We start from the raw sequence: 18,744 nt of genomic DNA, 5'->3' as shown, positions 1-18,744 counted from the left end.
TGAATTATGGCATCGCAATTCAATAGATATCATAGCACAATCTTCATTTTCGTTCGACAAGTTTTCTAATTCTTTTTCAAATTCTGACATTCAAAAATTTTGCTTTATTTTATCTATTTCGAGTAAATTCGACGCATTTCATATACTTATGACAAAATTTGCCTGTTCTGATCCTTCACAGCCACCTTTTCTGGAAAACACCCAAAAACATACGATTTACCCCTCCGCAAAGCATCCATTTTGGACGATTTCACGCTGTAATTCAGCCTCTTCCTCTGACACCTTCATGAGCTCCAAATGACTGAAATATCTGTCACAGGGATGAGAGCCAAGGAAAGCCGCGGCATCCTGATTCGCTGAGAGAGAGGTCATAAAATATCCCAGTTTTTCTCCCTCTCCGACGCTGTTTTCCAGAAATTCAAAGCTCCGTTCCAGCATATTCAGGAGTTCTCTCGCCTCCGCATGTATCCCTGATTCTTCTTTACGAAAATGTTCATCAAACCAGCGAAGACCCTGGCCGATATCTGCAATCCGATGTTCCTTCAGGCGGTATCTGGCCGCCCCAAAGAAACGGCCGGCCTTCTCATCCCTGCGGCAATCTTCTTCCGATATGAGCCTGTGTTCATCCTTAACCCTGAGAGCAGCTTCATATTGCTCCGTAAACTTTGAGATCAGAGAATCCAGGTCCAGCCCCGGTTCACGCCCGGCCATGCCGGCCATCTGGGAATATATCTCCCGCCTCCGCTGCAGAAAATGCCTTTTTTCTTCATAATCCCTAAACCTGTCATACAGCCCGGACAGCATCATCTGCAGCACGCTGTACTGCTCATCCGGAGGCGCCTCCGCAAACATCTGCTCCTGGCTCTCCAGTTCTTCAGGATTCAGCTTTCCCTCCAGAACAGCCGCGGGAGTGTAGTTTTTCCGATAGCTGCTGAACAATTGATAGTAAGCGGCAAAATCTGACGCAATCTTCCCGCTGTGGAGGTATTCCCCCACAACAGCCTCTGTAATCTCAAAATGTTCACGCTCATAAGCCTTTATGAATACCGAGAGATCCTCCCAGCCTCTGGCTGTCACGAATTCACGGTCGCCCCTGCCCTCTTCTATGTAATAAAAATTCTGAGGCTTCGCTGACAGATAAGATACAACCGCGCTATGTATCCCATTCTGCGCCGCATAGGCCTTCCAGACCGGAAAATCCACGTCAATGCTGATAGATTTCACCCGGTCCAGGGTCACTACATCAAACATCCGGGCAGATTTATTATATTCCGGCGGGTTCCCTGCCGCAACAATCACCCAGCCGCCCGGAACCTTATGGGTTCCAAAGGTCTTATTCTGCAAAAACTGAAGCATGGTAGGCGTGAGTGTCTCCGACACACAGTTTATCTCATCAATAAACAGAATCCCCTGCTGATGCCCTGTCTGTTCCATGCATTCGTAGACGGAGGCAATGATCTCTGACATCGTATACTCTGTTACAGAAACCTGCCTTCCCTGATAGGTCCTGTTCTCTACCACCGGCAGGCCCACCGCGCTCTGGCGGGTATGATGGGTAATGGTATAAGCCACGAGACCCACATCACATTCCTCCGCTGCCTGGCGGATGATGGCCGTTTTCCCGATTCCAGGCGGTCCGATCAGCAGCACCGGCCGCTGATGTACCGGAGAGATCCGGTACCGTCCGTCCTCGTCCCGGTCTGTATATACCTTCACTGTCCGAATGATCTCTTCCTTCGCTTCCTGTATGTTCATTCGCTAGTCTTCCTCCAATTTCAGTCCCAAATTCAGCCGCAGCCCCCATTCCGGCACCTCGTGCTTTTCATATTCCCGGTTCAGAAAAATAAACGCCGTTTCGTAGGAGGGCTTGTCCTTCGGATAGATACCGTCCCCGTCAGTAAAGTAGAGAAGCCCCTTCAGATTATGTATCTCCTTTTCTTCAATCAGCCGGTCCACCAGTCGGAAAACCGGCCGGAAATCCGTACCGCCCAGCCCTTTCACCGTCACCTGATCCATATAATCCAGGAATTCTTCCCTGGAACGGATTACCACATGCTCCTGTATCATGGAATCGCACTGTAAGATGTGTACTTTCATCTTACGAAAAAAATTCCCTCTTGCAGTCAGGATCTGATAGGTTTCCTCCAGAAAGCGCCGGACAACATGGCCGGAACAGGAGCCGGATGTATCGATAGCGATCACCATCTCATCCAGCTTATGGACTTCCCTGTATTCCAGAGGCTCCAGCAGGATAATACCCTGATAATGAGTCCTGCTGTACCAGTAGGGCAGAAAATCAAAGCTGTCCATATCCAGTTCCACCTCTTCCTGACACACCATAAAATCCTCCAAAAAATGGCGGTAATCGTATTCCTTCCTTTTCCTGAGAATCACCTCCTGCACGCCCCTGCCGGCACTTGTACCGGCCTTCTGGCGGCGGCCATCCATCCTGGGGCTCCATTCCCTTCTGATCCGGTTCCAGGTCCTCAGAAACTGCCCGCTGCGGGATATACGCCTGCGGCTTTCAGCCGTCCCTTCACAGCCTTCTCCTTCCGGCTGATCCTCCGGACGCTCTGTCCTTCTGTACTGACGCCACAGCCTGTGATCGTCTATCCTGAATTCTTCCTCCAGCTTCTCAAGCGCCCCGGGATCTCTGCTTTTCTTGGAGAGAATCTGGTATAATACCCCGGCGCTCTGCCATTGCTCCGGCAGCTGCTGTTCTTTCAGCAGTAATGCTCTGTATTCGTTCCCAGGTCGGGACAGTCCCCGTATCTTCCAGCCGTCCAGAAGGCGCTCCGCCGTCATATCGCAGGCCAGATTCCAAAGCCTCTCATCCTTCCCGGCAGACAGCAGAGGATGCAGATATAGGTTGTGAATGATCAGATGCAATAAGTTCCGCGCGACCAGCTCCGGACTGTCAACATATGCCGGGAACAATTCCCCGCTCCGATAAAAAACCTGAAATCCATCGCCTGCCAGACCTCTGATTTTCTCATCACGTTCAAACCGGAGAATGCTCAATGCCTCCGACAGGCCCGGCAGCTTCATTCTCAGCTTCTTCACGGTCAGTTTCCAGATTCTCCCGCACAGCTCCGCCTCATCCTGCTGCGCTTTACGATCCGTCTCCAATTGGATTGCTGTCTTCCCCCGGGCTGCCCTTCCCTCCTGCTTCCTGCATGTTGGATCTGATAGCTGACAGAGGTACGCCCATATCTCCGCCTCTCCCAGGCGGCCGGCCTCCCTGCGGTATCCTTCCAGATGCTGCTGTTCCAGCCATCCCCGTACCTCCATAGCCCTTAGGCTGGCCAAGTCCCCGGCTCTGATCAGTTCCATGGCCGCTGAACGGCGCCGGTAATCAAGATATTTCAGAAGCTCTTTTCGCTCCGGTCCCTCCAGGTCTGTCTCCGGCTTCAGGATCTGCAATGCCAGGGACAGCTTCTGGGATTCTCTCTTTGCCTTGTGAAATTCCTCCAGCAGCTCCCGGCTCATCCTTCTTTCCCTCTCTTTCCTGGCCTTACCTGTCAGCTTGCCTTTTTTCAGGAAGTATTCGGAAAATTTTCCGAAATTAAAAAGCACCGGAATTTTTCTGCGCCTATTTGTGCACAGGAAAATTCCGATGTTTTTCATACATCATCTCCACAGGGACACATCCCTTTATTTTCCGGCCCACTCTTCTACTATTCTCGTAGTCTCTTCAGATGGACTGGATATCACTGCCGCTGCCACAATCTCACAGGGCGGGTTCTCTTTTACGCTCTCTATAGCGGCTTTTACCGCCGATACGCCGCCGCTCATGAATACTGTAGCATGGCCTCCGCAGCGTGTGTGCCAGGTCTCATAGCTCACATCGGCCGCCTTCAGCATCTGGTCCACAACGCGGACCGCATTCGCACTGCCAACTACCTCCACTAATCCAAACGCACCATATTTCATCGTTTTATCTCTCCCTGTCATTTCAAAATGGTCATTTCCACGCCAATCTCCGTATCTTCTGCAGGAGCGGCTATAATATTATGAGAAACAACTGTTGAAATCGGTTCCGCTGCGGCCAGGGCAACTTCCATAGCTGCGCGTACGTCAGATACATTTCCGCGCATCTTTACACAGGCCCCGCTTTTGAGACGGTTTCTTTCCACTCCCTGTATCCTCACGTTCGCTGCCTTGGACGCCGCATCCAGCGCGACAAAACAGGCTACCAGGTTGTCCAGCTCGAACATTCCAAGTGCCATTCCCCTGTATTCTTCTGACATCGTATCCTCCTGTGCAACACATTTACTGCTTTCATGTACAGCCATATCCGCCCGGGCGGATATATCCGTTTACTTCATATTATTATACTATTGGAAGCACAAAAACACAAGCTTGGATTCCAGGGATTGATTTCTTTCTTTTGTTTTCTTATAATATATTATAAAAGCCCTCCTGAAAGGAGTAAACGACATGGAGCAAACCGATTTAAACCTGAAAAACCTCCCCTATTGGAACAGCCTGTCTGAGGACGAAAAGACCTTTGTGCGTGCTCACTCAGCCGTGCATGCTTATCAAAAGGGGGCACTGATACACAGCGGCGGCTGTGAATGTCTCGGCATGCTGCTGGTTTTGCGCGGTGAAATACGCACTTATATCCTGTCGGAAGAGGGACGGGAAATCACACTTTTTCGGCTCCGCAAGGGTGATCCCTGCGTGCTATCTGCCTCCTGCGTCGTTGAACAGATCACTTTTGACACACAGATGACGGCCGAGACAGACTGCGAATTGCTCGTCGTCAATTCCGCCTCCTTTGAAAAGCTGACCAGCCAGAATATTTATGTCCGCTGTTTTATGTTTGAACTGCTCTGCGAACGTTTTTCTTCTGTCATGTGGACGATGCAGATGATTTTGTTCAAGGGCTACGACAGGCGCCTGGCTGCTTTTTTGACAGAAGAATATGACCGCACGGGACGTTCAGAAATAAAGATGACCCATGAACAGATCGCCCAGCACACGAATTCCGCCCGGGAGGTAGTTGCCCGGATGCTGAAGCGGTTCGCGTCAGAGGATCTGGTAGAATTCAAACGGGGTTCCATCAGGCTGAAGGATATTGAAAGCCTGCGTAGGATGATCTGAATACAAAAAACCTGAGAGCAGACCATGTCTGCTCTTTTTCAAAAAAATACCGGAAATGAGACTCAGTCACGGTATTTGCTAAAGAATTCCATTACAATAAAACCATCAAATAAAATATTAATCGACAGGAGGATATAAAAATGGCTGAAATTAATCTGACCGTTCAAAATTTTGAAGATGAGGTAATCAATGCAAGCAAGCCCGTTCTGGTGGATTTTTGGGCGCCCTGGTGCGGCCCGTGCCGCATGCTCTCCCCGGTTATTTCAGAAATAGCCGAAGAATACGCAGGACAAATGAAAGTAGCCAAGGTGAATGTGGACGAAGTTCCGGAAATGGCTTCTCAATTCCGCGTCGCCAGCATTCCAACGCTGATGGTATTTGAAAATGGCAAGCTTAAGAAGAGAGCTTCCGGCTTCCGGCCCAAGGAAGATATCCTCGAACTGCTGAAGTAACAGAACAGGCAAGACTCCGTGAACACTGTTCCGGGCATAATCAGAGTTGTTTTTTTCTGAAAGCCAGAACTGCCCCCGCAGCAAGCACCAGGGCGAGCACTCCCGTGATCCCCGCGGCGCATGAAAGCTCCGGGGGCTTTACTGTGTTCTGTATCAGCCCCATGTTTTCCGTCACCAGCGCAAAGGGCGTGCGCTTCTGCAGGACAGGAATCATCTGCAGCGCCATACAGGCGCCCACCCCCGCTCCGGTCAGCAGCAGCCCTCCGCCCGTGGCTCTCACAAGACTCCCGGCAAAGAGCAGCAGCGCCAGAAGGAACACGCCGAACAGCCACAGGCAAAACACGGAAAAGAACAGATGGGATATCCGTCCATCCGGAAACAAATATACCGTATAAACCCAGGTGATCAAACAGGACAGCCCGAGGCCGGCACTCCACAGCATCACCATATACGTATATTTTGACAAAATGACAGAGCTCCGGGACAGACCTTTGGTCAGCATGTGTATCAGGGTTCCTCTGGACAGCTCCCCGCTGATGATACCGCTGAACACGATCACCGTAACAATCACTCCGATCTGCCCAGTGTTTTTGTAAAACTGTGCCCATGAATCAAAGGCAGTCGGCACGGCGACCGCAATCTCCATTCCCTCCGGCATTGCCAGATCTATGATTTCAGGCGTCAGCTTTGCAATAAGAGGATTCATTATCCCCAGGATGGAAAAAGACGCCAGCATGACGAACAGCTTGTAGGTCCGCAGGCTTTCCAACCATTCTTTTTTTAGAAATGTCACGTAATTTCTCATACTACCGCCTCCGCAAATATACTCTCCAACGATGGCTCCAGGATCTCAAAATGGAGTGGAACCATCTGCTTTTCCGCCAAAAGCCTGATAAGAACCTTTCCTTTCGCCCCTTCCTCCGGCGACTCAATGGTCAGGACTGCCCCCTCCGCAGAAACTGTCGTTCCAGGGCTTTTCAGTTCTCCGCATTCTGAAAACATCCTGGCATCCTCCGGATTCCGGAACTCAATGCGGAACCCGCTGCGCCTGTACGAACCACGTATTTCTGAAAGCGTACCGCACAGAGCCAGTTTTCCTCCGTGCAGAAGAGCCACATGATCGCAGATCCTCTCCACGTCTGTGAGTATGTGAGTGGAAAATACCACGGTTGTTTTCTCTCTGACTGCCGACAGAATATCCAGAATTTCCTTTCTCCCAATAGGATCCAGCGCTGAAGTAGGCTCATCGCAGATCAGCAGCCGCGGTTCATTCAAAAGCGCCTGAGCAATCCCCAGACGCTGCTTCATACCCCTGGAAAAGCCTCCGATCCTTTTTTTATCGCCAGCCAGCCCGACCAGGTCCAGCAGTTCTCTACCCCTGGCCCTGATCCGGCCGCTTTCAAGCCCTGTAATTTCCCCGCACAGCTTCAGGTATTCCACCGGGGTCATATATCCATAGAATTCAGGAACATCCGGCAGATATCCCACACACCGGTTTGATCTGGTCCCGCCATAGGAGACCCGCTGCCCGCACACCGCCACTTCGCCGCCGTCCGGCCGGAGCAGCCCCAGAACAATTTTCATCGTCGTCGTCTTACCCGCACCATTTTGCCCAACAAAGCCGAATATGGTATGTTCTGGAATCACCATGTTCAGGCCGCTCAAAACTTCGTGGCTTCCAAATCTCTTATGAAGATCTCTGATCTCTAATATTTCCATCACTCTTCACCCCTGCCGAACACAAAATACAACACCGGACCGATGATCTGCAGCAAAAGTACCACAGGAATCCACACCGCCTTATTTCCAAAGCGGTAATTGGGATGCCTCAGCACATGAATCAGCGCGGCCACCGCCAAAATCAGTTCAATTACGATATAAGGCGCCAGAAACGGCCAGTATTCTGCAATGATATCCATGCCAGTTCCCCTTTCTCAGACCAGACTTTTCAGCTTCTCAACAATTCTCCGGTATTGTTCATAATTCTTCAGCGGAGCAAAAACCGGATGATGCTCAACAACGTCCAACATACTCTGCCGGATTGTCTTCTCGTCCCTGGGCGGCTTCAGCCCCAGCTTCAACTGCCCCAGCCAGCCGCTGATTTTGTCAAAAAAAGAATCTCCTTCCGAAATAAGCAGCAGATTCATTCCTGCAAACAAATCTGCAAATTTCCTGAGCAGTTCCAATGCCTTTTCGTATTCCCCCTGGCTGGCATACCCATTGGCCCCGGTCATGTAAATCCCGCTCAGCATGGAGGGATGGAGCTGCTCCATATGGAAAAGGCTGCACACAGCCAGGGCACGCCTGAGAATTTCTTCAAACCTCTCCTTCTCTTCCACATAGAGCATCAGACATTGGGGAACATCACTGACAAAGCCCAGCACATGACGGAACAGTCCCACCTGTATCGTTTCCTTTGCTTTTTCCACATCTCCCGTCAGGTAACAGGCATTCGCCAGAATAACTTCTTCACCCATCATCGGATCATTTACATCCTCTAAAAGCTCTGCAGCAGCCTGGGGATTGCCCAGGGCCACTTCGGCCATGGCCTCCATAGTATTGGCCTGCCTGCACATCCCGATCTCCTGGCTCTCTTCCTTAATCCTTCTGCAAAGTGATTTTGCTTCCTCCAGAACTTCTTTTTGCCTTTCTTTCTCCCGGGCCAGCCCAAAATGGTTGATATACAGCACAGCAATCTGGAGCAGCAGCGGCAGACATGCGAAATACTTTTTGGTGACCTCCCGGCACTCCTCCATCACTTCTTCAAAAGGCTTCCTGGAAAACTTTTCCGCCAGTCGGTAATAGAGCTCCTTAATCTCTTCATCTGTCATCTGGGGCTGATAACCCATCAGCTCATCCAGGCTGATATTAAAATAAGACGCCAGCTGCGGCAAAAATACGATATCAGGATAGCTTTGTCCTGTTTCCCATTTTGACACAGATGCTTTAGAAACGCCTATATAGCACGCCAGCTCTTCCTGTGTGATCCCTTTTTCTTTTCTCTTCCTGGTAATGGCGCCCGCGATATTAATCTCTTTCATATTCATCACCTCTGTAAAGATTATATGCCCGCTATCCACCAACTTCAATCGATTTGCAGTTGACTTTAGTTGACAAAATCAACTTCCCGGAAACATCAAAAACGGGCAGACGGGCTGCCCGTAAAACCTTCTCATATAATCCAAAAAACGCCATCCAAACCCTTTTTTAGTACAGTACAGCCCCCAAAACCCCTGCCAGAATCATCAGCAGCACCGGATTGAGTTTGAACTTCCTGGAGATAACCAGCGTAACCAGAAAAATAAGCACCGCCCGCAGTTCCAGGCTGCCGGTGCTGGCAGCTGCCCCGCCAAAAAACGCAAGACAGAGTATAATCACAGCCGCGGAAGCGATCAGACCAAGAGAGCTGGCCTTCAGCCCCTTCAGTATCTCAGCAAAATATGCAGACCCTGAAAATCTGGAGAACATACGGTAAAGCCCGCAGGAAATTACCACACCCATGCAGATACACCCGGCAGTCGCACAAAGCGCTCCAGCAATTCCACCCACTCTCATCCCCACAAACGTTGAAGTATTGATCGCCAGCGGTCCCGGAGTCATCTGGGAAATAGTAATGATGTCGGTGAATTCCTGGGCACTCAGCCAGTGATAGGTGAGGACCACCTGCTCATGAATCATAGGAATAATTGCATAGCCGCCGCCGATGCTAAACAGCCCGATCTTAAAAAATGTAAAAAACATCTCCCAGAGAAGCTTCATGACGTCCTCCTTTCCTTCCTGCGCGCCAGTCCCGCCTTTAAAATGCATATGAACACGCTTCCGGCAATTAAAAGCGCCACATTGATTTTAAATACGTAATTCAGCACGAAAACAGCAGGCGCCATCAGTGAAAAAAACCACTGCTTTTCTCTGAAGACCATAACGTACATATCATAAATCACTTCCACAATTAAAGCTGCGACTCCCGCTTCCATTCCCTTCAGCACCGCGTTTACGACCGCATTGTCGCGAATTAACGCGTAGACCGCCGACACGGCGGCCAGAATGATCAGCGGAGGCAGGACCGCGGCCACGCAGCCAACCGCCAGTCCAGCTCTTCCGGCCACTCTGTAGCCGGACAGCGCACTCATATTAACCGCGATCGCGCCCGGAGAAGACTGAGCAATTGCCGCAATCTTCATCAGCTCCTCTTCGTCAAAGTATCTTTTCTTTTCCACATAATATTTCCGTATCATCGGGATGACAACGTATCCGCCTCCAAAGGTAAACGCGCTGATGAATAAATTGATACAGAACATCCAGGCCAGGTCCTTTTTACTTTTCATATTTTCCACCTCTCCCGCTATTCTACCACTTGACGAAAGATAAATAAAATTATATTATTTCATAGAACAGATAACCATACAGTTATGGAGAATCACTCATGGACATACGAAAGCTTCACATTTTTCAGACCGCAGCCCAAATGAAAAGTTTTACAAAAGCAGCCGCAGCCCTGTATATGACACAGCCTGCCGTATCTAAAGCCATATCAGAGCTGGAGCGGGAAGCAGGCACGCTCTTATTTGAGCGCTATCCAAAGCAGGTGGTACTAACGCCCACCGGCAGGCTTCTGCTGGATAAAAGCGAAGCCCTGCTGGAACTTTACAGGGAAGTAGAGCAGGATCTTAACCGATTGGACAGCCAGTCTGCGCTGCGCATCGGTTCCTGCATCACCATTGCTAACGACCGCCTCCCTCAGCTCCTGCGGCTGCAAAAGGAGAAATTCCCTGCCGTCAGAATCGAAGTGGTAATAGCCAGTGCGGCCACAGTTATGGAAAAGCTGAACAGCAATGATCTGGACGCCGCATTCATCGAAGGCGTTGTATCCGCCGAATGGGCGGAGGGAATACCATTTTCTTCCTATACTATACACGCAGTCTGTTCCCCCTCCTTTGCTCTCAGCCACCCAGTGAGTTCTCTGAATGAACTTATCAATCTCCCTCTGCTGATGCGTGAAAAGGGAAGCGCCATCCGGGACACCGTAGACAGCTTTTTTCTGCTGCAGGGCCTGTGCGCCGTTCCCGACTGGACTTCCACCAATTCCAATGCACTGCTTCAGGCCGCGCTGCAGGATTTTGGCGTTGCTTTTCTTCCCGTCAATATGATCCGGAAAAAAGTAGAAAACCACTCATTGGCCGAGCTGCACCTCCCAGGCCTGCCCCTGGTCAATCACACACATTTTGTATTTAAAAAGCAAAAGCATCTGAACGAACCTCTGCAAAACATCGTCAGCCTTGTGAAACAGCAGCGCTGAGAATCTCCCCGGACAAGAAACTGCAGGGGCATCCACCGTGTTCTACGTGTTACCCCACGCAGGACAGGCGGACACCCCTGCAGCTGTCTCACACATTCCTTTTCCGTCCCGATGCCCGCAGGAGGGACGTCTTTTACAGGCTTTAACCAAGCGCCATCTCAAATATCTCCAGGATCTCTTTTGCACCCAGCGGCCTGATTCTCGTCAGCTTCACACTGTCATTCATGGTAGCATCCAGAGCGAGTGCCTTTAACTCCGCAGGAGACGGCGCAACTCCCAGCTCCTTAAGGCTTACAGGCATCCCAATGGCATGGAAATACTCCACGGTTGCCTCAATCCCTTCAAGTGCAGCCGTCTGATCGTCCTCCGCCTGCACTCCCCAGACCTTCCGCCCGAACTTCGCGAACCGTTCCAGCGCTCCCCCGTATACATACTTCGCCCAGGAGCCCCAGACCGCCGCAAGGCTGGCCCCATGGGCCACATCGTATTTCGCGCTCAGCGCATGGCCCAGCTTATGCACGGAAAAATCCTTTCCCCTGCCCGCCTCTGTCAGATTATTGTGAGATAAACTGGAGCACCACATGATCTCAGCCTGGGCGTCATAGTCCTGTTTATTCTTCAGCACGATCCGGCCATTCTCAATCACGGTCCGCAGCAGCCCCTCTGCTATTTCATCAGTCAGCTGGCACTTGATACCCGGTATAAAATAGCGTTCCATCGTATGCATCATGATATCTGTCACACCACAGGCTAACTGATATTCCGGCAGAGTATAAGTCAGCTCCGGATTCATCACAGCAAACTTTACCCGGTTGAAATCCGTATTAATTCCTGCCTTTTTGCCGGTCTCCTCATTGGTTAAAACGGCGGAATCACTCATCTCACTTCCTGCCGCCGCAATTGTCAGCACCGCACCAATGGGCAGTGACCGTTCAAGCGGCACCTTTTTCGTCCAGATATCCCAGAGCTTTACCCCAGGATTCGCCGCTCCATGCGCGATACCCTTTGCCGTATCAATGGAGCTTCCCCCTCCGACTGCCAGGATCATGTCCGCTCCAAATTCAACAGCCCGTTTCACTCCTTCCTCCGCATGGGACAGCCTTGGGTTCGGCTTCACGCCTCCAAATTCTTCGTAGGCAACCCCAGCCTGCTCCAATGAGTCTTCCACACGCTTCAGCAACCCGCTGCGGACAACGCTCCCGCCGCCAAAGACAATCAGCACCCGTCGGCCTCCCCATTTCACAGCCTCTGCCCCCGTCAGGGCCTCCGTACCTTTGCCAAAAACCACCTCTGTCGGCGTATACTGTATAAAATTCTGCATCCTGTTCCCTCCTGAATCAACTTTACTCATAAATACGCTACTGATATTGTACTACAAATACCCAGACAGTCAACTTCCGTTTTGTCTCAGATTACAGACCAATTGTGTTGTCCGGGATATTATGGTATAATATTCTTACTATATCATGTATTTGCAGCGATATTTGCACAACATCTGTCAAATATTACTGCTAATCCGTCTACAGCGCGGATGAAAGGAGAGGGAGTTATGAACAAGGAAGTAATCAAAATCAAAGCCCAGCTGGATCCCAGAGTACAGCTGAAGGTAATACCCGGACATTTTGCCACTTCACAGTCGCATATCACGAATTACATGGATATTACCACCATGAAAACCCGCTGCAGCGAAGCTCACGGCGTTGCTTCTGTCTTGTCTACCCGGTATGAAATCACGACTCCGGTGGATACGATCGTCTGTCTGGACGGTACGGAAGTAATCGGGACTTATCTGGCTGAAGAACTTACAAAATCCGGGATACTCTCCTACAACGCCCACCGCACGATCTACGTGGTGTCTCCGGAATACAGCTCTTCGGGACAGATCATCTTCCGGGACAATCTTCAGATTGCGATCCGCCGGAAACATATCCTCGTCTTGCTGGGTTCTGTCGATACGGGCCATACACTTCAGGCCGGACTGGAATGCATCCGCTATTACCAGGGCATAATCAGCGGCGTTACCGCCATATTCAGCGCCATTACTGAGATTGACGGAGTGGAAATTACTTCTGCCTTCCACCCTGAGGATATTCCTGACTATGTCTCCTACCGCCATGGGGAATGTCCCCTTTGTAAAAACAAAGTGCCGCTGGACGCACTGGTCAACAGCTTTGGATACTCAGAACTATAAATTTCTCCTGGCTCAAAACCAACTGCGCAGAGGAATACCGGATTTCAACAGCCGGCCAGTCCTCTGCGCATTTTTGCCCGCCGGGGAATGTATTACATAACTTCCGGATATACCTTCATTCTCCTGCTTTCCAGCCGGTAGACATCTTCTCTCACATTCTTCAGGGACGGAATCTGTCTGCGCACCTGCTCCAGCTTGCCCAGGTCAATCTCCCCGGTCAAAACTCCCGGCTCATTCTCCAGTGCGGCAATGACTTCCCCCCAGGGGCTGACCAGCATCGTATGCCCCCAGGCCTGGAATTTTGGCTTTCTTCCGCATTGGCCCACCGCCGCCACATAGCAGGTATTTTCAATGGCCCGTGCACGAAGCAGCGGTTCCCAGTGATCCTTCCCCGTATTGGCAGTAAAATTAGCACAGTTAACCAAAAGCTGTGCCCCGTGTCCTGCCATCAGGCGGTACAGCTCCGGAAAACGCATATCGTAGCAGACCGACAGACCCATGGTGCACAGCGGTGTCTTCACCAGGCAGATATCCTCCCCCCCTGTCACATCGTCGGATTCACGGTAGCTGGGGCCTTCCTCCAGTTCCACATCAAACAGATGCAGCTTGCTGTACCGCCCCAGAATCGTCCCATCCGGCCCGAATACCAGGGAGGTATTCTTCGGAAGGCTCCCCGGGACTCTCTCGGTAATACTTCCGCAATGGAGGTACAGCCCATATTTCACTGCCTGTTCCCGAAAAAAATCCGTCACCGGCCCCGGCACTTCCGCCGCACTGCCCCGGAAATCCGTTCCGATATAATCTACAGTTTCTGGAAATATCACCAGCGAGGCACCGGCCTCAGCAGCCTGACTGATATATCTCGCCGCGGCCTTCCGGTTTCCCTCCCATTGATCCCCAGAATCCATCTGAATCAATCCAATTTGAAATTTCCCCTCACTCATCTGGCTCCTCCAAGAACATTTTCTGGCAGACTCTCCTGCCGGCGCTTGTACGAAAAATCATGGAAACAGCCGTTTCCACCGCTTTCCTCTCTGAATGATCCTCAAAGAAGTTCACCAGAAAATCCGCCTCCACCAGTATTTGATAATCCATACCTTCTATATCCTGATACGTGTGATGATGGCCCACGAGATAGCAGATCCTGGCGTTCTCTCCTTCCGGAAAACCCAGCCTTCTCAGCAATTGTTCTGCTTCCGGCGGTCCCTCCTGCTCCTGAAGCTTCCCGCCGCATTTACCATATTTCCGTTCCGCGTTCCGGATTCCGATATCGTGTACATAAGCAGCAGCCTCCAGAATCCGGAGCGTCCTCTCATCCAAGCCTTCCATTCTTCCGATCAGCCGCGCAAACTCATGCACCTTGACCAGATGCTGTATCCGTTTCGGATCTCCTGCATTGTAGATGACCATCTCTTCCAAAAGCCGGTCCAGCCTTTCCATATCTTTCTCTCCTCCTGCCTGCTTATATCAGCCCTGATCTTGAGAACGAGATATTCTTTCACTCAGATCATTGCATACGCGATATTACGGATTCTTCTGTAAAGACTGATCACATCATAATCCCTCACCTGCATCAGCATCACAATTGAGAATTCTTCTTCCTGGTCCACCGCCTCATAAGGCCCCGTCCAGCCTGACCAGCCAAATTCTCCCGGCGTTCCGCTGCCACCGTACACCGCCCGGTCCTCAAACACACGCTGGAAGCTGGCATAACCGTTGCCAGTGACAAACTGATCGGTGATCGTTCGTTTCTGCTGCTCTGTCAACTGATTAGTAGTCATCAGCTCAATGGTTTTCCTGCCCAGAATTCGTTCCTCTTTATATATGCCGCCCTGTACCAGCATATCTACAAAATGACTGTAATCCTCCAGCGTAGAATACAGGCCTGCGCCGCCCGCCTCAAAGCCGGGGCAGGCTGTATCATCGCTCATCCCCAGGACGAAACAGTCAGCCGGAGTTGTCTGCCGCCTGTCTCCCCGGACGGTACATTCATAGAGATCCGCCAGACGGTGCAGCTTTCCTTCCGGCACCCGGAAGTCAGTATCCCACATCTCCAGCGGCCCGAAAATTTCCCTGCGGTAAAATTCACCCAGGCTCATGCCGGTAACCACCTCGATCACCGCTCCCATCACATCTGCACTGAAGCCATAGCGCCAGCCCTCCCCTGGATGGAAGGCCAGAGGATTCTTCGCAATTTCCCTCACCATGTCCCGGGTGGAGATCACTTCTCCGGAGCGCAGACGTTCATGAATCCTCTCAAACGACTGATTCATCACCAGTGTGGCCGCGTCCATATAATTGTCCGGATATACAATACCCGATGTCATCCGGAGCAGATCCAACAGCTCTATATCCCTTCTGGCCGGCACCAGTCCTTCGCGGGTCTGTACCATCATGTGGGAAAATTCAGGAAGATACTCTTTGAGCGGAGCGTGATATTCCAAAAGCCCCCTCTCAATCAGGATATGGACAGCTACGGCTGTGACCGGTTTTGTCATGGAATAAATCCGGCAGATCGTGTCCCTCTCCATGGGCTTTGTCTGTCCATAATCCATAAAACCAAAGCATTTGTCATACAGAGTATTCCCCCTGTGTTTAATCCGGACGGCCATGCCCGGAATATTATCCGGAGCAATCCAGCCTTCTGCGAAACGGTCCAATGCCTCCTCCAGCATCTCCCGCCGCTGCAATTCTTTCATTTTATCATCCTCCCTGTCGCCTTGTATTCCATTAGCCGGAACCTCACAGTTTATCAATCTGCTTCTGCACATCGTTCCTGAACTGCTCCCAGGCGTCCTCATGATCTACAAAATACTTAGGGCATTCTTTCCCGGTCACGTCATAATGACGGATCACATCTTCTGAGGAAAGCTGAAAGCGATTACACAGCCAGGCAGTTAATTCCACTAATGACTGATATGTATCATCCGTAAACTGGCCGCTTTCATCCGGATGACAGCATTCTATGGATATGGTGTCAAAGTTCCTGTCATTAGACGCATAGGAAACCTCCGCAGTCGGTATGCACTGGATGATCTCTCCGCCGAGCCCGATGATGAAATGACTGCTGGCAGAAACCCCGTCTGTCCCATCCTTTAAGCCTTCAAAATAATTCCTGTTCGCCTGTGCTGAGCTGCCCGGATTTGCAGTATAATGCACTACGATCCCATCCACCTGTTCCAGCGGCGTCTGCGGCCTTGAATATTCATTCGGCGTCAGAAGCTGTACATCCAGCGGCGGGCAGCCTTCCCCCAGGTTAACCAGATCGCCTGGCCTTCCCGCGCTGCTCATCCTGCCTCTTCCTCTTCCCAGCACGATCGCCGCAACAATCGCCGCAATAATTCCAATGACCACGAGCAGCAGAATGCGCCGGTTTCTCTTCACGCGCCTGATTCTCTCGGCGCGGCTTTCTGTTCTTCTATATTGATTTTGTTCTCCCATAAGCCTAAAAGGGCCGGACTGATTCCCGTCAGAAATCTGCCCTGGCCCTTCCCCCTTTATTTATCGTCTACACTGTAATTTGGCGCTTCTTTTGTAATATGAATGTCATGCGGGTGTGATTCTTTCAGAGAAGCCGCTGAAATCTTCACAAATTTTGCCGTCGTCTTTAACGTCTCGATATCCTTAGCCCCGCAGTAGCCCATGCCTGAACGCAGACCGCCGATCAGCTGGAAGACGGCATCCTCAAGCATCCCCTTATAAGCGACACGCCCTTCTACGCCTTCCGGCACCAGTTTCTTGGCGTCGGACTGGAAGTAGCGGTCCTTGCTTCCGTTCTCCATGGCGGCAATTGAACCCATTCCACGGTATACTTTATATTTCCTGCCCTGGAATAATTCAAAGGTTCCCGGGCTCTCGTCGCAGCCTGCGAAGATACTTCCCATCATGCAGACGTTGGCTCCGGCTGCAATGGCCTTCGTGATATCGCCGGAGTATTTGATTCCGCCGTCGGCTATAATTGGAGTGCCTGTCTTCCTGGCCTCTTCATAGCAGTTCATGACAGCGGTAATCTGCGGCACGCCGATTCCGGCAACCACGCGGGTGGTACAGATAGAACCGGGGCCGATTCCCACCTTCACCGCATCTGCCCCGGCCGCGATCAGATCTCTGGTTGCCTCCGCTGTGGCCACGTTGCCCGCAACCACCTGCAGATCCGGAAATTCTCCCTTAATCGTGCGAAGCGTATTAAAAATATTGGAGGAATGGCCATGGGCTGAATCAATGACGATCACATCCACATGGGCATCCACCAGCGCCGACACACGCTCCAGAACATTGGAAGTAATCCCCACCGCAGCCCCGCACAGCAGGCGCCCCTGAGAGTCCTTGGCTGACAGCGGATATTTGATCTGCTTCTCAATATCCTTGATGGTAATCAGGCCCTTCAGATTGAAATTCTCATCCACGATGGGCAGCTTTTCCTTCCTGGCCTTCGCGAGTATCTTCTTGGCTTCCTCCAGAGTCACCCCCTCGCGGGCAGTCACTAATCCTTCGGAGGTCATAGACTCCTTGATTTTCTTGGAAAAATCCTCTTCAAACATCAGATCCCGGTTGGTAATAATGCCCACCAGTCTCTTGCCTTCTGTGACGGGCACGCCGGAAATGCGGTATTTCGCCATCAGGTTGTTGGCATCTTCCAATGTATTCTCAGGAGACAGATAAAATGGATCGGTGATCACACCGTTCTCTGACCGCTTTACCTTATCCACTTCCTCCGCCTGCTGTTCTACAGACATGTTCTTGTGAATAATTCCAATACCCCCCTGCCTGGCCATTGCAATCGCCATCCGGTGCTCGGTGACAGTATCCATTCCTGCACTCATCATGGGGATATTGAGCTTGATTTTCTTCGTCAGAGACGTAGTCAGATCTACCATATTGGGTGTTACTTCGGAGTACTGCGGAACCAGCAGGACATCATCAAAAGTAATTCCATCACCAATAATTGTACCCATTTTCTTTCCTCCCTTTTGTGATATTCTGGCAACAATTCAGCAATCCGCCTCAGGCTTTTTGACACTGAAACCGCCGGGCTGAACTGTTCCATATTTTGTACTTGAGTGTAGCAAAAATGAAATGGAATGTCAATCTGAAAATACTTTTCTGGGAAATTTCATTTTCAGATCCTTCAGCATCTTCTCGTCAGGCTCCAGCAGCACCCGTTCCATCTGCCGGTCCCGCACGATCATCATAACATAAACCGGAGCGCCCGGATTCCGGGAAGTAAAATTAACCGTCCGGATTCCCTGTCTGCGCTCATACTCCTCCAGATGGCCGGAGCCCGCCGGAGCCATCAACTCCAATTGTTCCATCGTATAGACAGCCGCCCGCTTCCGCCTGCTCTTGGAAAAAATCTTATCAACATCCAGTTCTCCATTGATATAAAGGTACTCGTACTCTACACTCAGCCGCGGAATCAGCAGAATATCAAGAAGCAGGAAGACTGCCGCCGCGATCAGAAACGCCGGCCGCACAATCACGCCGGCCGCTATAGAGGCTCCCGTCAGTAAAATTAAAATCACCTTTACAAAAATATCCGGCGCCGTCACTTTCTTCGGCACCAGAATTTCTGTATATACATCACTCATACAGTAGCTCCTCCTGATTAGCAAATATATTATGCGCTTTTAAATTATATTAACACAAACAGGAGCCATCGTCTACGCAATGGCTCCTGCAAAATGGAAAATTTATTTCTT

Annotated in this window: 21 protein-coding genes; 4 read left to right on the top strand and 17 right to left on the bottom strand. The window is 50.9% G+C overall.

Features of this window, described 5'->3' with window-relative positions; genetic code table 11:
• Positions 1 to 216: 216 nt before the first annotated feature.
• From H9Q79_RS00165 to H9Q79_RS00150, 4 genes are read right to left on the bottom strand one after another with little or no spacing between them, the layout of a single operon-like run.
• Positions 217 to 1,755 carry an ATP-binding protein gene (locus tag H9Q79_RS00165; protein ID WP_118645694.1) on the bottom strand — a complete coding sequence of 513 codons (1,539 nt, stop codon included), beginning with the start codon at positions 1,753 to 1,755 and terminating at the stop codon, positions 217 to 219.
• 3 nt (positions 1,756 to 1,758) lie between these two features.
• Entirely contained in the window at positions 1,759 to 3,627 is a 1,869-nt protein-coding gene (locus H9Q79_RS00160; RefSeq protein ID WP_249328922.1) for a vWA domain-containing protein, read from the bottom strand.
• Positions 3,628 to 3,654: 27 nt separating this feature from the next.
• Entirely contained in the window at positions 3,655 to 3,933 is a 279-nt protein-coding gene (locus H9Q79_RS00155; protein ID WP_118645849.1) for a BMC domain-containing protein, read from the bottom strand.
• Between the two features lie 17 nt (positions 3,934 to 3,950).
• Positions 3,951 to 4,250 carry a BMC domain-containing protein gene (locus H9Q79_RS00150; protein WP_118645698.1) on the bottom strand — a complete coding sequence of 100 codons (300 nt, stop codon included), beginning with the start codon at positions 4,248 to 4,250 and terminating at the stop codon, positions 3,951 to 3,953.
• Positions 4,251 to 4,440: 190 nt separating this feature from the next.
• Here H9Q79_RS00150 and H9Q79_RS00145 point away from each other — a divergent pair, with 190 nt between their 5' ends.
• Together H9Q79_RS00145 and trxA are read left to right on the top strand one after the other, a co-directional pair.
• On the top strand, positions 4,441 to 5,106 hold the full coding sequence (locus H9Q79_RS00145) for a Crp/Fnr family transcriptional regulator (protein WP_118645700.1): 666 nt from the start codon (positions 4,441 to 4,443) through the stop codon (positions 5,104 to 5,106).
• A 140-nt stretch (positions 5,107 to 5,246) separates the two neighbouring features.
• Positions 5,247 to 5,558, top strand: coding sequence for a thioredoxin (trxA, locus tag H9Q79_RS00140; RefSeq protein ID WP_118645702.1), 312 nt, complete (start codon positions 5,247 to 5,249; stop codon positions 5,556 to 5,558).
• Between the two features lie 40 nt (positions 5,559 to 5,598).
• On the opposite strand, the gene H9Q79_RS00135 is transcribed toward trxA, so the two are convergent.
• The 6 genes from H9Q79_RS00135 to H9Q79_RS00110 form a co-directional block, all read right to left on the bottom strand.
• Positions 5,599 to 6,363 (bottom strand): ABC transporter permease, encoded by a 765-nt coding sequence (locus H9Q79_RS00135; RefSeq protein ID WP_249328921.1) that lies wholly within the window; start codon positions 6,361 to 6,363, stop codon positions 5,599 to 5,601.
• The gene (locus H9Q79_RS00130) at positions 6,360 to 7,277 is read right to left on the bottom strand and encodes an ABC transporter ATP-binding protein (protein WP_118645706.1); all 918 of its coding nucleotides are present in this window, start codon (positions 7,275 to 7,277) and stop codon (positions 6,360 to 6,362) included. The genes H9Q79_RS00135 and H9Q79_RS00130 overlap by 4 nt, the downstream gene beginning before the upstream one ends.
• On the bottom strand, positions 7,277 to 7,477 hold the full coding sequence (locus H9Q79_RS00125) for a PLD nuclease N-terminal domain-containing protein (protein ID WP_118645708.1): 201 nt from the start codon (positions 7,475 to 7,477) through the stop codon (positions 7,277 to 7,279). The genes H9Q79_RS00130 and H9Q79_RS00125 overlap by 1 nt, the downstream gene beginning before the upstream one ends.
• 15 nt (positions 7,478 to 7,492) lie before the next feature.
• On the bottom strand, positions 7,493 to 8,599 hold the full coding sequence (locus H9Q79_RS00120) for a helix-turn-helix domain-containing protein (protein WP_249328920.1): 1,107 nt from the start codon (positions 8,597 to 8,599) through the stop codon (positions 7,493 to 7,495).
• A gap of 166 nt (positions 8,600 to 8,765) precedes the next feature.
• The gene (locus H9Q79_RS00115; RefSeq protein ID WP_118645712.1) at positions 8,766 to 9,317 is read right to left on the bottom strand and encodes a chromate transporter; all 552 of its coding nucleotides are present in this window, start codon (positions 9,315 to 9,317) and stop codon (positions 8,766 to 8,768) included.
• Positions 9,314 to 9,883, bottom strand: a complete 570-nt coding sequence (locus H9Q79_RS00110; protein WP_249328919.1) for a chromate transporter — start codon at positions 9,881 to 9,883, stop codon at positions 9,314 to 9,316. Before H9Q79_RS00110 ends, H9Q79_RS00115 begins: the two co-directional genes overlap by 4 nt.
• Positions 9,884 to 9,981: 98 nt before the next feature.
• On the opposite strand from H9Q79_RS00110, the gene H9Q79_RS00105 reads away from it, so the two are divergent.
• On the top strand, positions 9,982 to 10,854 hold the full coding sequence (locus H9Q79_RS00105) for a LysR family transcriptional regulator (protein WP_249328918.1): 873 nt from the start codon (positions 9,982 to 9,984) through the stop codon (positions 10,852 to 10,854).
• 142 nt (positions 10,855 to 10,996) lie between these two features.
• Here H9Q79_RS00105 and H9Q79_RS00100 read toward each other — a convergent pair whose 3' ends face one another.
• A complete protein-coding gene (locus tag H9Q79_RS00100; RefSeq protein ID WP_249328917.1) occupies positions 10,997 to 12,175 on the bottom strand; it encodes an iron-containing alcohol dehydrogenase in 1,179 nt (392 codons plus the stop codon).
• 228 nt (positions 12,176 to 12,403) lie between these two features.
• On the opposite strand from H9Q79_RS00100, the gene H9Q79_RS00095 reads away from it, so the two are divergent.
• A complete protein-coding gene (locus H9Q79_RS00095) occupies positions 12,404 to 13,045 on the top strand; it encodes an orotate phosphoribosyltransferase (protein WP_249328916.1) in 642 nt (213 codons plus the stop codon).
• Between the two features lie 92 nt (positions 13,046 to 13,137).
• Here H9Q79_RS00095 and H9Q79_RS00090 read toward each other — a convergent pair whose 3' ends face one another.
• From H9Q79_RS00090 to H9Q79_RS00065, 6 genes are all read right to left on the bottom strand, one after another.
• Complete coding sequence (locus tag H9Q79_RS00090; protein WP_118645720.1) at positions 13,138 to 13,989, bottom strand: carbon-nitrogen hydrolase family protein; 852 nt, start codon at positions 13,987 to 13,989, stop codon at positions 13,138 to 13,140.
• Positions 13,982 to 14,485, bottom strand: a complete 504-nt coding sequence (locus H9Q79_RS00085; protein ID WP_118645722.1) for an HD domain-containing protein — start codon at positions 14,483 to 14,485, stop codon at positions 13,982 to 13,984. The genes H9Q79_RS00090 and H9Q79_RS00085 overlap by 8 nt, the downstream gene beginning before the upstream one ends.
• Before the next feature lie 62 nt (positions 14,486 to 14,547).
• Positions 14,548 to 15,744 carry a serine hydrolase domain-containing protein gene (locus H9Q79_RS00080; protein ID WP_249328915.1) on the bottom strand — a complete coding sequence of 399 codons (1,197 nt, stop codon included), beginning with the start codon at positions 15,742 to 15,744 and terminating at the stop codon, positions 14,548 to 14,550.
• A 43-nt stretch (positions 15,745 to 15,787) separates the two neighbouring features.
• Positions 15,788 to 16,486: a peptidoglycan recognition protein family protein gene (locus tag H9Q79_RS00075; RefSeq protein WP_118645726.1), complete on the bottom strand. Its 699-nt coding sequence runs from the start codon at positions 16,484 to 16,486 to the stop codon at positions 15,788 to 15,790.
• A gap of 56 nt (positions 16,487 to 16,542) precedes the next feature.
• Positions 16,543 to 18,000: an IMP dehydrogenase gene (guaB, locus tag H9Q79_RS00070; RefSeq protein WP_249328914.1), complete on the bottom strand. Its 1,458-nt coding sequence runs from the start codon at positions 17,998 to 18,000 to the stop codon at positions 16,543 to 16,545.
• A gap of 129 nt (positions 18,001 to 18,129) precedes the next feature.
• Positions 18,130 to 18,633 (bottom strand): DUF6106 family protein, encoded by a 504-nt coding sequence (locus H9Q79_RS00065; protein WP_249328913.1) that lies wholly within the window; start codon positions 18,631 to 18,633, stop codon positions 18,130 to 18,132.
• Positions 18,634 to 18,744: the final 111 nt, after the last annotated feature.

It is taken from the genome of Wansuia hejianensis (assembly GCF_014337215.1).
Lineage (GTDB): Bacteria > Bacillota > Clostridia > Lachnospirales > Lachnospiraceae > Scatomonas > Scatomonas hejianensis.
The sequence above is the reverse complement of the archived record's forward strand: the minus strand, read 5'-3'. Positions and strand labels throughout refer to the sequence as shown.